This window comes from Streptomyces sp. NPDC048643, assembly GCF_040650615.1.
Classification (GTDB): Bacteria; Actinomycetota; Actinomycetes; order Streptomycetales; family Streptomycetaceae; genus Streptomyces.
Map to the genome: position 1 here is coordinate 1 of NZ_JBEZHO010000031.1, position 13,986 is coordinate 13,986.

Genomic DNA, 13,986 nt, shown 5'->3' on the forward strand with positions numbered 1-13,986 from the left:
TGGGCCTATTTGCATGGTGTGTGGTGGGTGTGGCTGGTTTGTGGGCTGTTGGTTTGGTGGTCGGTTTTGGGGGTGGCGGCGTTTTGGTGGCGGGGTGAGGGTGTGGGTGTGAGTGGTCGTGCGTGAAGCGCCTGCCCCTTCGGTGTGGTTGGGGGCGGGCGCTTCACGTTGTCGGAGACCTGCTGGTGCCGCTGTGCCGCTGTGCCGCTGTGCCGCTGTGCGGTTGTGCCGCTGCGCGGCTGTGGGGTTGTGGGGTCGGGGCTTCCGGGGTCGGGGCGGGGGGTGGGCGGAAGGGGTTCGACTTGTGCTGGGTGTGGTGTGCGGGGTTTTGGGGCGGGCTCGAACTGCTGTGTCGGGCGGTGGAGTTCGGGGCAGGGCCTGTGTGCCTGTGCTGGTGTGGTGTGGCGGTGGGTTGCGGGGGGCGGGCCGCGGTCTCCCGTCCGTCCCGGTTTCCTGTGCCGCGGTCTTCCGTCCGTCCCGGTTTCCTGTGCCGTTCTTCCGTCCGGCTTGGGTCCGGGGGGTGTTGTGTCCGGACGGGGTCCCGGGGCTGGTGTGCGGTTTGGTTCCGGGGTGCCTGTGTTGCGTTCGTCCTGGTCCGCTGCTTCACGTCCGGCCTGGGCCTGTGGTCCTTGGGTGTCCGTCCGCTCTGGTTCCGGTCTCGTCGGCCTCGCGGTCGGCTCTGGTTCCTGGGCTTTGGTCGTCGGTGAGGCGTGGCCCGCTGCACGCGGGTCGTCCGTCCGGCCTGGTTCCTGTGCCCCGGTACCACGTCGGTCCCTTGGCCCCTCTGGTCTCTGGTCGTCCGTCCGTCCGCCCGGCTCCAGGCCCGCGGCCTCATGTCCGGCCCGCACCCGGCCCCCCTGGCCGTCCGTCCGCCTGAATCCCGGGCTCCGGCCTTGGTCCCCTGCCCCCTGGACCTCGCGTTAGGCCCGCCCGGTCCCCTGGAACCGGGCCCCCTTGGCCCCTCTGGTCTCTGGTCGTCCGTCCGCCCGGCTCCAGGCCCGCGGCCTCATGTCCGGCCCGCACCCCGCACCCCGCACCCCGGCCCCCTGGCTGTCCGTCCGCCTGAATCCCGGGCCCGCGGCCTCACGTCCGGCCTGGTCCCGGCCCCTGGACCTCGCGTCCCGCCCGGTTTCCTGGGGCCCGGCCCCCTTGGCCTGGCGTCCGGCCTGGTTCCCGGGTTTCGGCTCCACGTCCGGTTTGGCCCTTGGCCCCTTGGTCTGGCGTCCGGCCTGGTGTTCCCGGGCTTCGGCTTCATGTCCGGTCTGGCTCTTGGACCGTGACCTCGGGTTCGGTCTAGTCCCTGGGTCCCTGGGTCCCTGGCTTCCTGGTTTCCCGTCCGGCTTGGGTCTGCGGTCGTGCGTGTGCCGGGTTTCCGGGTTCTGTGGGGGCTTGGTCTTCGATGCGGGGTGGGCCTGCCGGTGTTGTGGCGGGTGTTGGGGGTGCCTTGGCGGTGGTGTGTTTCGTTCCGCTTCGGGCTTCGGGCTTCGGGCTGGGTGCGGGTGCGGGTGCCGGGACGGTGGGGGCTGGGGTGCCGGGGTGGGGGGTGGGGTTTAGAGGGGGGTGGTGGTGAGGGTGGTGTGGAACATTTCTTTGCCGTTTTGGGTGCCGGTGATTTTGACGTGGTGGCCGTGGGTGGTGGTGGTCAGGGGTTGGGCGTGGATGTGGCAGGGGGTGTCGAGTTCGACGTAGTGGTCGTAGGTGCTGTGGATTTCGGTGGGGATGAGGGGGGTGGTGTGGCCGGTGGCGGCGATGGCTGCCTGGCGGGCGGCTTCGGCGAGGAGCATGCCGGGGGCGTGGTCGACGGGGTGGTCGAAGAGGACGGGGTGGCGGGTGTCGACGCGTAGTTGCCAGGTGTTGGGGGTGGTGGTGGGGGACAGGACGACGTCGGTGGGGGACAGGCGTCCGACGCTCTGGGGGGGAAGGGGGGCGGTGAGGGGGGTGTGGAGGTGGCCGTGGTTGCCGCGCAGGCGGCGGTAGGCCTGGGGGGTGATGCAGGTGTAGGTGAAGCTGCCGGTGGCGGCGATGTGGCCGGCGCGGCGGATGACGGCGTCGTAGCGGGCGGCGCTGTGGGTGGTGCCGCGGGTGCGGACGTCGCTGAAGGTGACGTCGATGTCGAGGTCCGCGGGGGTCGCGCCGACGTGCAGGTGGGCGGGGTCGACCTGCATGTGGAAGGTGCGCATGACGAACTGGTGGCCGATGGGGACGCCGAACTCGGCGTGGGGGAGGAGGAACCCGACCTGCCTGATCGTTTCTGCGGCGAGCAGCGGGTCGTGGTGGGTTCCTGCGACCGGGGTGTAGAAGCTGTGGCCGCGGGGCCACTGGGCGGTGACCTGGAAGCGGTTGTCGCTGAGGCGGGTACGGCCGGTGAGCAGGACCTCGGCGAGGGCGGCCCGGTGGACGAACTCCTTGGGCACCGTGCAGGTCAGCCGTACCGGGGTGGGTGCGGCGGCCCTGGCATCCTGCGGCGGTCGGCCGGCGGGTATGCGGTGGGAGGTGCCTGTTGCGGGGTGGAACGTGTTCGTGGACATGTCTGATCCCCCTGGGTGGCAACGAGATGATGCGCCGGACCGGACCGAGCGCCTCAGATGCCTCAACATACAGACCAACCGGTTTAGTTTCTAGCGTTGAAGGCGCACTGCCGGCTGGCGTGAAATGGAGCATGTCCTTCCGGCCGGTGGGGCCGGAACGGGTGCTGTGCGCGGGCTCCACGCTAGCGCGGGCGGGGCGGCGGGCGCGTGTTCCTTTCCGGTCTCATGGGCCGCTGCCTGGTGACCAGCGGGCCCGGGTGCCGGGAGCGGTGGCCCGCGGGCGCATGCGCGATGCCTGCCCGGTGCTCCGGGGGTGTGGGCGGGCCGGCCGGGGGCGGGGGGTGTTTGCCCGTTTCTTTCGCGGGCGGTGCGGGGTTGGGCCTGAAGAGGATCTGTAGGGGGTTGTAGGGCGGCCTCGAGCGGTTCTCGAGGACAAGGCCCGATGATCTTTGTGCCGCGTGTGTGCGCGGCCCCCTGCCAGTGCACCGACGGAGCCGTGATGACCCGACAGGAACGCGCCGTGCGCACCCGTGAGGCACTCATCGAGGCGGCCGCGCACCTCTTCGACCGGGACGGCTACGAGGTCACCTCACTGGCAGCCGTCACCGCGAAGGCCCAGGTCAGCGCCGGCGCCCTCTACTTCCACTTCGCCACCAAGGCCGACCTCGCCAACGCCGTCACCCACACCGCCCTGACCCGGCTGCGGCAGATCACCGGCGCACCGACGGCGACACCTGCGAGCGGCAACAAAAGCGCGAGCGCAAGCGGCGACGGAAACGCGAGCGGAAGCGGCAACGGCAACGGCAACGGCAACGGCAGCGGCAGCGGCAACGGCAGCGGGGGCGGAGACGGGAGCGGGAGCGGGGGCGGGGGTGGGGGCGCGTATACGGCCGCGGGTGCGGACGGCGAGCGCGCCGCCGGGCCCGGGCCGGGAGTCCTGGGGCCGGCCCTCGGAGCGGCGAACGGCGTGGGTGGGGACCGGGGGCCCGATCGGGTGGGGGAACTGCAGCAGCTCATCGACACCACGCACGTCTTCGTCCGCGGCCTTGCCGGCGATGTGGTGCTGCGTGCCGGATTCGGCCTCGACGGCGTGCGGGGAGAGCGCCCGGTGCGTGAACACCCGGCGGAGGAAGGACCGGTGGGGCCAGGAAGTGCCGGCCGCCGTCCGGGGGGTGAACGTCCGGGCCGGTGGCCGGAAGTGGGCGGGGGGCTGCGGGGGGTGTGGAGCGGCTGGGTGCACGAGACGCTGACCGCGGCCGGGACACGGGGCGCCCTGACGCCAGGAGTGTCGGCGGGGGATGCGGCCGCGGTGGTGGTCGCGGCGACCGTCGGCTTCGAAGTACTGGGAACGCAGGATCCGCTGTGGCTGGCACCGGAGCGCCTGACCCGCCTCTGGACGCTGCTCCTGCCCGCCCTCGTCCCGCCCCCGGTCCGTGAAGCGCTGGAAGCGGGCGGGTCGGCGGCAGTGCGCTGACCCGCCCCCGCCCCGGTGGGCGGGGTGGGGCGGTGACGCCTGCGGCGCGCACCGGCTCCCCACCCCGGGACGGGGCAGGCGGACGGCGGGGGCGCGCTGACAACTCCCGCCCTTCAGGGGGCGGTTCCGCTGCCCCGCGCCCGCCCCCGGGCGGGCGAACCGGCCCTGCCCCCCCGTTACCCTCCGGCAGGGCTGGGCGGTGACGGCGCGCGCTGACAACCCCCGCCCTTCGAGGGGCGTCTCGGCGGCGACGGTGCGCTGACGCGCCCCGGGCGTTGACCCCGCCCGGGTGTTGACCCGTCCCGGGCGTTGACCCGTGCCGAGGCTGGGCGGGCCGCGGTGGCCGTGGACTGGCCCCCTGTTCCCCCCGGGGCCGGGCGGCGGCGAGGCGCGCTGACAGTCCCTCTTCCTCGGGGAGGGGGCGGTTGGTGGCGGTGGACTGCCGCCGGGAGGGCTGGGTGCGGCAGTGGTGGTGGCGTGCGCCGGTCCCCGTCCCGAAGCGGCCTCGGCCGCGGTGCGCCGCATGCCCGGGAGGCGTCTGGGCGCTGGTGCGTCTGCCGCGCGAGGGGACGTGAACGCAGGCGTGCCGGCCCCTGCTCTCCGATCCCGCCCGCCGCCTGCCGCCTGCCGCCCGCCGCCCGCCGCCCGCCGCCCGCCGTACGTGGTGCGTGGTGCGTGGGGGTGTGGCGTGCGTGGGCTGAGTCGGCTGCCGGCTGTCGGCTGTCGGGTGTGCGGTGGTGGGTGGTGGGGTGTCAGGCGGTGCGTGTGTGGGGGTCGCTGTGGAGGGTGGTGAGTGCTTCGGGCCGGGTCAGGCAGGGCAGGAGGAAGTGCCAGAAGCGGGTCAGTGCGGCGGGGGAGAGCCATTGCGGGTCGGTGCCGGCCAGGGCTTCGATGCCGGTGGTCGCCGCCGTGACCGCGACCGCGACGTCGTGTGCCCGCACGCGCTCGGCGAGCAGTCCCTGTGTTTCCGCCTCGGCCAGTTGCCGGCTCACCCAGGCATGCCATTCGGCGCGCAGGTCCGCCCCCGTGCGGTGCCGCGTCTGGCAGCTGAGGTGGAACCCCGCCCGCGCCACGACGTCGGCCTGCAGTTCCCCGGCCAGCGCGTGTGAGGCGGCGGTGAGGCGCTGCAGCGGGTTCATGCCCGGCAGTTGCGCCGCCTGGGCCGCGCGGCGCAGGGTGGCGGCCGCGGTGGCCTCGACGGTGGCGGCCACCGCGGCCTTGTTCGGGAAGTGGAAGTGCAGGGCGCCGGCGCTCACCCCGGCACGGGAGCTGATCTCCGCGAGCTTCGCCTGGACGTAGCCGCGGCTCTCGAACGTCTCGGCCGCGGAGCGGATGAGCGCGTCACGGGTGCGTACGGCACGTTGCTGCTTCATGCGGGGAACTCCTCGGGGAAGGCTGCTGCACGGTGCAGGTAACTATAAAACCAGCGTGGCGGTTTCTTTGCTGGAAGGGAAGAGGGCGGCCGGTTCACACCGGACCTCCCCCGCAGGGACCACATCCCCCGATGTGCTGCGCCGGCCATGATCCCAGACCGACCGCCGGCCGGAGCCGTCGCGGGTGAGCCGGCCCCGAAGGAGTGGTGCACCGACCGGACCGGCCGGCCCTCCTGCCTCCCCCTTTCCGGCCGGAGCACGGACACCGGCCGCCGCCGGACCGCGCCCGGCCCCACCGGCCCCGCCGGCCCGTCACACCCCCTGTCCACGCCCCCGGTGCGGCCGTGGCGCCATCTCCGGTGGGTCGAGGCGCCGTTAAGAACGCGTCAAGACCAACTCGCCGGTTTCACGACCGAGTTACGGCAAAAGCGCAGCATGTTCTTTGCAGCCCCACGCCCCCGCCCCCTCAGGCCCCGGGCACCCCCCAACCCCTGCTGCACCCGCCGACCGTGATCACTGCCGCCGCCGGCGCCCTGCTCACGGCCACGGCCACGGCCACGGCTGCGCGGCAGTGGCGGTGGCCCCCGTGCTGCCGGGTCCGGGAGTTGCCGGCCCCGGCAGCACGGGGCCTCGACGGCGCCCAAAGGCCGCCCCCGCGTGAGGGTGGGCGACTGGCCAAGCGCCGGGCGGGGAACGGGCAGTGCCCGGACGGCCCGCCCCCGGCCAGTTCCGTCGTTGAGCCGTTGAGCCGTTGACGCCTTGAGTCGTGCCGGGTGCCGGGTGCCGGGTGCCGGGTGCGAGATGCGCGGGCGGTTCGTGGCGCGGAGGGCGGGGGCGGCCGGCGGGAGCGAGTGGGCTCGCTTCCACCCGGGGCCTTGGCGGGCCTGTCCGGTTCCGGGGCAGGGGAGTTCGCGCACGGGACGCGAACGCGACGCACAGGGGTCCCGTGCCCCGTCCCGCTGCTCGCGGCAGCTCCTGTCCGGCGACCGGCGACCGGCGTCGGGGGCAGGGATCCCCGTGCTCCAGGCGGACAGGCGGACAGGCGGACGGGCGGACAGGCGGCCAGGCGTTCGGGACGGCGCGTGGTGGATCGCGCGGGTTGCCGGGTTGCCGGGTTGCCGGGTTGCCGGGTTGCCGGGTTGCCGGTTGGGCCGGCGTCCGTTGCGGCGGGTGCCGGGTAGCGCGCCGGGGGTGTCGTGGGGAGGGGTGGACTGCCGGGTGGTGGGGGCGGATTGGCGTGTTCCGGTCGGCCGGGGGCTGGTGAGGCGGGGTGTGGGGGTGGGGTCGAGCCCGACCCCCTAACAGACCGTGTTGGCTGTTTATCGGGGGTTGCGGAGGTCCGGACTCCCTCGAGAACTGCCGGACAGCGGTAGGGTGTTCGCCTCGTTTGTCCGTGATCGTGCTGATGGTGAGGGGGTTTGTGGAGCTTGGGCGTCAATCCCTCGTGGCTTTAGGGGTGCTCGAGGAACGGATGGGAGCGTAAAGAAACAGCATGGCCGGTCTGGTATTGACAAACCGGAGTGCTGGTTTTTTACTGGGGTTGCCTGGAGATGCAGGCCACACACGAGCAGGGGGATATGGCGTGGATATCGATGTGTTGGGTCCATTGGGTGTACGGGTGAACGGGGTCGCGGTGATGCCGACGGCGCCCAAGCCGCGCAAGGTGCTCGCGTTGCTGGCGTTGCATGTGGACCGGGTGCTGCCGGTCGGCCTGCTGATCGAGGAGTTGTGGGGGCAGCGGCCGCCGCGTTCGGCGCGGACCACGCTGCAGACGTACATCCTGCAGTTGCGGGAACTGATCGGAACGGCCCTTGAGACGGGCGCGGCCCATTCCGCGGCCCTTCAGCCCGCGCCGCAGGACGGTGTGCCGGTGTCGGCGAAGGATGTGCTGGTGACGGCGCCGGGCGGCTATCTGCTGCGCGGGGGCGGCGGTTCGAGCGACGTCCAGAAGTTCGAGCGCCTCGCGGGGATGGGCTATCGGGCCATGGACGCGGAGGACTTCGCGGGCGCGGCCCGGCTGCTGCGTGAGGCGCTGTCCCTGTGGAGCGGATCGGCGCTCGCGGACGTGCAGACCGGCGCGCAGCTGGAGATGGAGGCCCGCCGCCTGGAGGAGACCCGGCTGTGCGCGCTGTACCAGCGCATCGAGGCGGACCTGCGGCTGGGCCGGCACCGTGAACTGCTGGGCGAACTCACCGTGCTGGTGAGCCGCTACCGCACCCACGAGAACCTGCACGGCCAGTTCATGCTGGCCCTGCACCGCTCGGGGCGCCGCGGCGAGGCACTGAGCGTGTATCAGCGGCTGCGTCAGGCCCTGGTCCGCGATCTGGGCCTGGAGCCGTCGGCGGGACTGCGCCGGCTGCAGCGGGCCATCCTGGAGACCTCCGAGGCGCCCGCCCCCACCGCCCACGTCCTGCGGCCCGAAACCCTCACCGCCGCCTCACGCGACCGCCTCGTACGCGTCGACTGACACACCAGCGGCTGCTCCGACCGTGCACCGGCTGACACCCCGACCTCCCCCCAACCCCTACCTGTACGCAGCGCCCCTCGCCCCGTCCGCTCCCGAGCGCCGCAGAACCGGCCCCGGGCAGGCGGGGCGCCGCGCTGCACACGGCCGCCAGCAGACCCAGCAGACCCAGCAGACCCAGCAGACCAGCAGGCCCAGTGGGGCCAGCGGGCTCAGCAGACCAATAGGCCGGCAGCCAACAGGCCGGCAGGTCCCGCAGACCGGTATGCCCCGCAAGCCGACAGACCCCCACGGACCGGCAGGGCCACGACGCCCCGCAGACTCCGTAGACCGGCTGACCCGGCCTCAGTCCCTCTTGTGTGCGGGGTGTGTGTGAGCCGAGGCCCCGCACGCGCCGGTCGCCTGTCTGCTCCGTGCCCCCGCAGCGCGCCCTCCCGGGGCCGGCGCGCGCCCAGTCCATGCCGGTCGGGTCCTCTCGACGGCCGATCGCGTGGCCGCCCGGGTGCACCGTGCGCCTGCCGGGGGTCGGTCGTATGCCTGTGCCGTCTGTCCTGCCGGGCCTGGCGTGGGCCGCGGAGGGTGCCTGGCCGGGCTAGCGGAGGGCCTGCTCCCGCTGAATCCTTCGGAGCAAGTCCTGCTGATCGCGCGCCAGTTCCTCGATCCGGGCCCGCAGGCCCGCCAACTCGCCCGCCAGATCGGCAGAACCCGACCTGCCGGCCACGTCCACGAACCCGGCCAACCCCGCCAGGCCTGCCACGTCCGCCAGGCCGGTCAGGCCGGTCAGGCCGGTCAGGCCTGCGGAGTCTGTCAGGTCCGTGGAGCCCGGCCCTGCCGCTGGCGCCGCCGTCACCTGTCCGGTTCTGCCCGCAGGGCCCGCCGGCGCCACCGGGCCTCCCGGAGCCGTCCGGCCCGCCCGGGCGGTCAGATCCGTCAGATCCGTCGGGGCTGCGGCAGACGCCCTTGCCGGGGCTGGCGTGTCCGTCCGGTCGGCAGTGCGTGCTGGGTCGAGGGGGTGCGGGGGACTGGAAGGGCGTGGCGGACCGGCGGCGGGTGAGGGGTGTCGGTGCTGGGGGGTGTGTGGGGTCAGGGCGGGGGAGTGGTTGAGGATTGCTTCCAGGCGGGCACGTAGGGCCGGGCCGGGTTCGATGCCCAGGGTGGTGATCAGGTGGCGGCGGGCGCGCTCGTAGACGCCCAGGGCCTCCGCCTGCCGGCCGCTGCGGTACAGGGCGAGCATGAGCAGGTCGTAGAACCGTTCGCGCAGCGGGTGGTCGGCGCTCAGGCGTTCCAGGCCGGCGGTGATCTCGGTGGAGCGCCCGCACTGCAGACTCGCCTCGTAGAGGGCTTCCCAAGCGGTCAGGCGCTGTTCCTCGAGCCGGTCGGCCTCGGCCGTGCACAGCGGGCCGTGCCGGCTGTCCTGCAGAGCCGGGCCCCGCCACAGCGACAGGGCCCGCTGCAGGAGCTGCGCCGCCTGGCCGGGGTCGCGGGGCAGGGCGGCGCGCCCCTGGCCGGACAGGCGGGTGAAGCGGGCCACGTCGGTCGAGGCGTGGCCGGGGGCCAGCAGGTAGCCGGTGGGCAGGGTGCTGATCCACTCGTGGCCCGGCGCGGGCAGCAGGCGGCGCAGCCGGGCGACGTGGGCCTGCAGGGCGTTGGGCGCGTTCGCGGGCGGCGTGCCGCCCCACAACTCCTCCACCAGGCGGTCCACGGACAGCAGTTGACCCGCGTGCAGGACCAGGGTGGCCAGCAGGGCCCGCTGTTTGGGACCGCTGGGCGCGATGACCCCGCCCGCCGTGTCGCACACGCTGACCGGGCCCAGCAGCCTGAACTCGCCCACCGTCACCCGTACTTCGCCCGCCGCGCGCCCGCCGGCCCCACCGCCCCCCGGGCCGCCGCACCCGGGACCGTGCCCCTGCCCGGCCCGGACACCGTTCGTGCCGCCGTACCCCGCCGGGCCGCCGTCCCCGGCCAGGCCCCCGTGCCCGCCCAGGGCACCGTCCCCGCCCGGGGCGCCCACCGGGCCGCCGTGACCGTGCCCGGCCGGGATGTCCGCCGTGTCGCCGGCCCCGGCCTGGAAGCCCACCGCTCCGCCGTGCTCGTGCCCGGCCAGGGCACCTGTCGTGATGCCGTGTCCGGCCCGGAAGCCCACCGCTCCGCCGTGCTCGTGACCGGCGAGGGCGCCCGTGGAGCCGTCATGATCTACATCTGCGGGGATGCCCGTCGGGCCGCCGCGTGCGGCCGAGGGGTCCATCGGATCACCGTGTGCGGGCGGGGTGTTCATGGTGGCGCCGTGGCCGGCAGGGGCGTTCATGAGGTCACCGTGGAGGAGGCGCGGGAGTGCAGCAGGGCGCGGTGCACGTCGTCCTGGATGTGCCGGGCGACCTCGGGCAGGCGGCCTTGGAAGTAGAAGTGGCCGCCCTCGAACAGGCGTATCCCCAGGAAGGGTTCACAGATCTGCGCCCAGCCGCCGAGCAGGTGGGGCGCAGCCACCTGGTCCTCGCGGCCCCCGAACACCGACAGCGGCACCGGCAGCGGGGCGGCGGCCGGCCCGGGCCGCCAGGTCTCGTTGATCCGCAGATCCGCCCGGATGACCGGCGCGAACAGCTCCCACAACTGCGGATGGTCCAGCACCACCGGTGGCGTGCCGCCCATCGCCGCCAACTGGCGGCGCAGCTCCGCATCCGACAGCAGATGCCGCCCACCACCACCCGCGGCGCCCACGGTGTCCATCGCGCCCTCACCGCTCAGCCTCCCCCCACCGCCCCGACCGGCCTCCCCGCTCCCGCCGGGCAGCCAGGCCTCCGCGCTCCCGCCCTCAGACCGGGCCTCCGCGCTCCCGGCACCCTGCGTGCTGTCCACGGCCTGCGTGTCCCGCGTCCGCCCCGCGCCTGCCCCGAACGTCGTGGCCGTGGCCGCCCCGAACGTCGTGCCCGCCGAGTACGTCGTGCCCGCGGCGGCCGTCGTGTTCGCAGGGTCGGCCGCGTACGGCGCGTGCGTCGCGTATGCCGTGTCCGTCGTGCCGGTGGCGCTCGGTGTGTTGGCCGTGCCGTGGGGATGGGGGTGGGGGATGGCGGGGAAGGGGTCGCGGGCGGAGATGCCGAGCCACAGCGGTGGGGTGCGGCCCTCGTCGATCAGACGGCGGGTCAGTTCGTAGGCGACGATGGCGCCCAGGCTGTGTCCGAAGAACGCGAAACGCCCGTTCATCGTGTCGTCCAGCGTGTGCAGGTAGTGGTCGACGAGGGCGTCCGCGTCGTGCAGCGCGGGGCGTTCGTCCCGGGGGCCGCGGCCCGGCGCGTCGGGGACGTGGACCTGCCAGCCGGCCGGAAAACAGGGCGGCCAGTCGCGGTAGGCCAGATGCGAGCCACCGGCGTGGTGGAACACGAACAGCCGCAGCTGCGGCTCCTGCGTCCTGTGCATGGCCACTCCATCGACGAGTCACTCGAAGCGGCCCCGCCCCGATGGCCGGGGCCGCACACCGGCGCCCGGCGGCCGTGCCCTGTGCGGCGGGCCGGGGAATGTGGACGATAGCCGCACCCCGCCCACCGTGGGCGCCACCACCAGCGGCTTTCGAACCGGCCTGCACGCCTTCTCAAGTCCCCTGCCCCGCCGCCCGCCGCCCGCCGCCCGCCGCCCGCCGCCCGCCGTCTGCTCCTGATCCATCCGGCCCACCCGCAGAGGTCCGCCCGCCGCCCACCCGCCCGGTCCGCCCGGGGTGCGCCCGTGGCCCGTCTACGGTCCGCCCCCGACCCGCCTTGATCCGCCCGCCATTGGTCTGCCATTGCTCTGCGGTGGGTCTGCGGAGGGTCTGCGGTCGGTGTGGGTCTGTGTGGGGTCCGTGTGTGTGGCGGCGGGTTGCGGGGGTGTGTAGAGGGCTGCTTGAGGGCGGGTCCAGCAATCCGGGCGGCGGCCGAAAACGGGTCTAGCGTGCCGAAGGCCAAGGCCGCCCTGCGACGGGGCGCCGGCACGGCCGCCACTCGATGGAGTACGGGGAGGAAACCGTGGAGATCCAGGTTCTGGGGCCCTTGAGCGCCACCGTCAACGGTGTCTCGATCGTGCCCACCGCGAGCAAGCCGCGTCAGCTCCTTGCGCTGTTCGCGTTCTATCCCGGCCGGATCGTGCCGGTGGCCACCCTCATGGAAGAGCTGTGGGGCACCGACATGCCGCAGAGCGCCATGACCACCCTGCAGACCTACGTCCTGCAGCTGCGCCGCCACCTGGGCACCGCCATGGGGCCTGATGCCCCCGGCAACGCCAAGGAGGTCCTGGCCACCCGGCACGGCGGCTACGTCCTGCAGGTCCCGGCCGACGCCGTCGACCTGCACCGCTACGAGCAGCTCGTCGCCGGCGGACAGCGCGCCTTCGAACAGGGCGAGGACGGCCAGGCCGCCACCCTCCTGCGCAGCGCCCTGGACATGTGGGACGGACCCGCCCTCGTCGACGTGCGCGCCGGAGCCATCCTCTCCATCGAGATCATGCGGCTCAAGGAGTCCCGCCTGGTCACCGTCGAGCGGCGCATCGACGCCGACCTGCGTCTGGGCCGGCACGGCGAACTCATCGCCGAACTCACCGACCTGATCGCCCGTCACCCCCAGCACGAGGGCCTGCACTCCCAGGCGATGGTCGCCCTCTACCGCTCCGGACGGCAGGCCACCGCCCTGGACGTGTACCGCAGACTGCGCAAGCAGCTCATCGACGAACTCGGCGTGGAGCCCTCACCCCAACTGCAGCGCCTGCACCAGATGATGCTCACCGTCGACCCCGCCCTGGACGTGACCTCCGGCGACCGCCGCACCTCCACCTTCGACCTCTACGCCGCCTGACACCCCACCGGCACCAGCGCCGCCACCGTCACCGAACCCCACCTGCGGGACCGCTCCGGACAGGCCAGAACAGCCTCCAGCAAGCCCCGTTGACGAGACACACGCTGAGGTAGGGTCACCGCGGCGGCACAGCCGCCACAGCACAGACCGGCCGCCACCAAGCAGGCAGCAAGCAGGCCGGCGGGCAGCAGCAGACGGCACATGCGGGCAGGCAGCCAGCAGGCAGGCAGGCAGCACCAAGCAGGCGGCAGACGGAACGTGCGGGCAGGCGGCAGGCGGGCAGGCAGAACCAATATTTTTGGGGGGCGGGGCATGACCAGGCCGTTTCGTTTCGGTGTGAACATGTTGAAGCCGGCAGGGGGTGCGCAGTGGCGGGACCGATGCCGGCGCGCTGAACTGCTCGGCTACGACGTCATCCTGGTCCCCGACCATCTGGGCATGGTCTCCCCGTTCCCGGCCATGACGGCCGCGGCGGACGCCACCGAACGCCCCCGGATCGGCACCTTCGTGCTGAACGCCGGCTTCTGGAACCCCGCGCTGCTGGCCCGGGACGTGGCCACCACCGACGCCCTGACCGGCGGCCGGCTCGAGATCGGCCTCGGCGCCGGCTACGCGCAGGCCGAACACGAGCGCGCCCGCATCGAGTTCCTCCCGCCCGGTGGCCGCATCGACGTCCTGCGGCAGACCGCTCGCGAACTCGACCGGCTGCTGAGCGATCCCGCACACACCCCGCCCGCCGTCCAGCGCCCCCGGCCCCCGCTGCTCATCGGCGGCAACGGCGACCGGCTGCTGCGCCTGATGGCCGAGCACGCCGACATCGCCGCCTTCACCGCGACCGCCGGCTACGAGAAGGGCATCCTCAACGCCCTGACCCCCGCCCAGCTCGACGAACGCGTCGCCGCCTACGAACGCTTCGCCGCCCACCGCACCACTCCCGCCGAACGGAACGTACTGGTGCACCACGTCGAGGTCACCGACGACCGGCGGGCGGCCGCCGACCGGCTCCCCAAGATCCACCCCGAGATGTCGCAGGAAGACCGCCTGACCCTGCCGGTCATGCTCTTCGGCACCGTCAAACAGATCGCCGAGCAACTACGCGAACAACGCGAACGCTTCGGCCTGTCCTACATCGTCGTCCTCGACAACGCCATGGACACCTTCGCCCCCGTGATCGAAGAACTCACCGGCACCTGACCCGACCGCCCGGTCCCGATCACGCACCGACCGCCCGGTCCCGGTCACGCACCGACCGCCCGGTCCCGGTCACGCACCGACCGCCCGGTCCCGGTCACGCACCGACCGCCCGGTCCCGGTCACGCACCGACCGCCCGGT

General features: G+C 73.6%; 8 protein-coding genes. 4 read left to right on the forward strand and 4 right to left on the reverse strand.

Annotated elements, in window-relative coordinates:
• Positions 1-1,550 precede the first annotated feature (1,550 nt).
• Positions 1,551-2,528, reverse strand: coding sequence for a ScbA/BarX family gamma-butyrolactone biosynthesis protein (locus AB0C62_RS26740; RefSeq protein WP_362977256.1), 978 nt, complete (start codon positions 2,526-2,528; stop codon positions 1,551-1,553).
• A 499-nt stretch (positions 2,529-3,027) separates the two neighbouring features.
• On the opposite strand from AB0C62_RS26740, the gene AB0C62_RS26745 reads away from it, so the two are divergent.
• Positions 3,028-4,002, forward strand: coding sequence for a TetR/AcrR family transcriptional regulator (locus AB0C62_RS26745; protein ID WP_362977258.1), 975 nt, complete (start codon positions 3,028-3,030; stop codon positions 4,000-4,002).
• A gap of 752 nt (positions 4,003-4,754) precedes the next feature.
• Here AB0C62_RS26745 and AB0C62_RS26750 read toward each other — a convergent pair.
• A complete protein-coding gene (locus tag AB0C62_RS26750) occupies positions 4,755-5,375 on the reverse strand; it encodes a ScbR family autoregulator-binding transcription factor (protein WP_362977260.1) in 621 nt (206 codons plus the stop codon).
• Between the two features lie 1,582 nt (positions 5,376-6,957).
• On the opposite strand from AB0C62_RS26750, the gene AB0C62_RS26755 reads away from it, so the two are divergent.
• The gene (locus AB0C62_RS26755; protein WP_362977262.1) at positions 6,958-7,842 is read left to right on the forward strand and encodes an AfsR/SARP family transcriptional regulator; all 885 of its coding nucleotides are present in this window, start codon (positions 6,958-6,960) and stop codon (positions 7,840-7,842) included.
• 589 nt (positions 7,843-8,431) lie between these two features.
• Here the strand turns inward: AB0C62_RS26755 and AB0C62_RS26760 are convergent.
• Positions 8,432-10,144, reverse strand: coding sequence for an AfsR/SARP family transcriptional regulator (locus AB0C62_RS26760; protein WP_362977264.1), 1,713 nt, complete (start codon positions 10,142-10,144; stop codon positions 8,432-8,434).
• The gene (locus AB0C62_RS26765) at positions 10,141-11,250 is read right to left on the reverse strand and encodes a thioesterase domain-containing protein (protein WP_362977266.1); all 1,110 of its coding nucleotides are present in this window, start codon (positions 11,248-11,250) and stop codon (positions 10,141-10,143) included. Before AB0C62_RS26765 ends, AB0C62_RS26760 begins: the two co-directional genes overlap by 4 nt.
• A 581-nt stretch (positions 11,251-11,831) precedes the next feature.
• On the opposite strand from AB0C62_RS26765, the gene AB0C62_RS26770 reads away from it, so the two are divergent.
• Positions 11,832-12,653, forward strand: a complete 822-nt coding sequence (locus AB0C62_RS26770) for an AfsR/SARP family transcriptional regulator (RefSeq protein ID WP_362977268.1) — start codon at positions 11,832-11,834, stop codon at positions 12,651-12,653.
• A 312-nt stretch (positions 12,654-12,965) separates the two neighbouring features.
• Positions 12,966-13,847 (forward strand): LLM class F420-dependent oxidoreductase, encoded by an 882-nt coding sequence (locus AB0C62_RS26775; RefSeq protein WP_362977270.1) that lies wholly within the window; start codon positions 12,966-12,968, stop codon positions 13,845-13,847.
• Positions 13,848-13,986: the final 139 nt, after the last annotated feature.

Excerpts from the sequence above, each read along its gene's own strand:
- AB0C62_RS26740 (WP_362977256.1), bottom strand. The coding sequence starts at position 2,528 with ATGTCCACGAACACGTTCCACCCCGCAACAGGCACCTCCCACCGCATA.
- AB0C62_RS26745 (WP_362977258.1), top strand. The coding sequence starts at position 3,028 with ATGACCCGACAGGAACGCGCCGTGCGCACCCGTGAGGCACTCATCGAG.
- AB0C62_RS26750 (WP_362977260.1), bottom strand. The coding sequence starts at position 5,375 with ATGAAGCAGCAACGTGCCGTACGCACCCGTGACGCGCTCATCCGCTCC.
- AB0C62_RS26760 (WP_362977264.1), bottom strand. The coding sequence starts at position 10,144 with ATGAACGCCCCTGCCGGCCACGGCGCCACCATGAACACCCCGCCCGCA.
- AB0C62_RS26775 (WP_362977270.1), top strand. The coding sequence starts at position 12,966 with ATGACCAGGCCGTTTCGTTTCGGTGTGAACATGTTGAAGCCGGCAGGG.
- AB0C62_RS26765 (WP_362977266.1), bottom strand. The coding sequence starts at position 11,250 with ATGCACAGGACGCAGGAGCCGCAGCTGCGGCTGTTCGTGTTCCACCAC.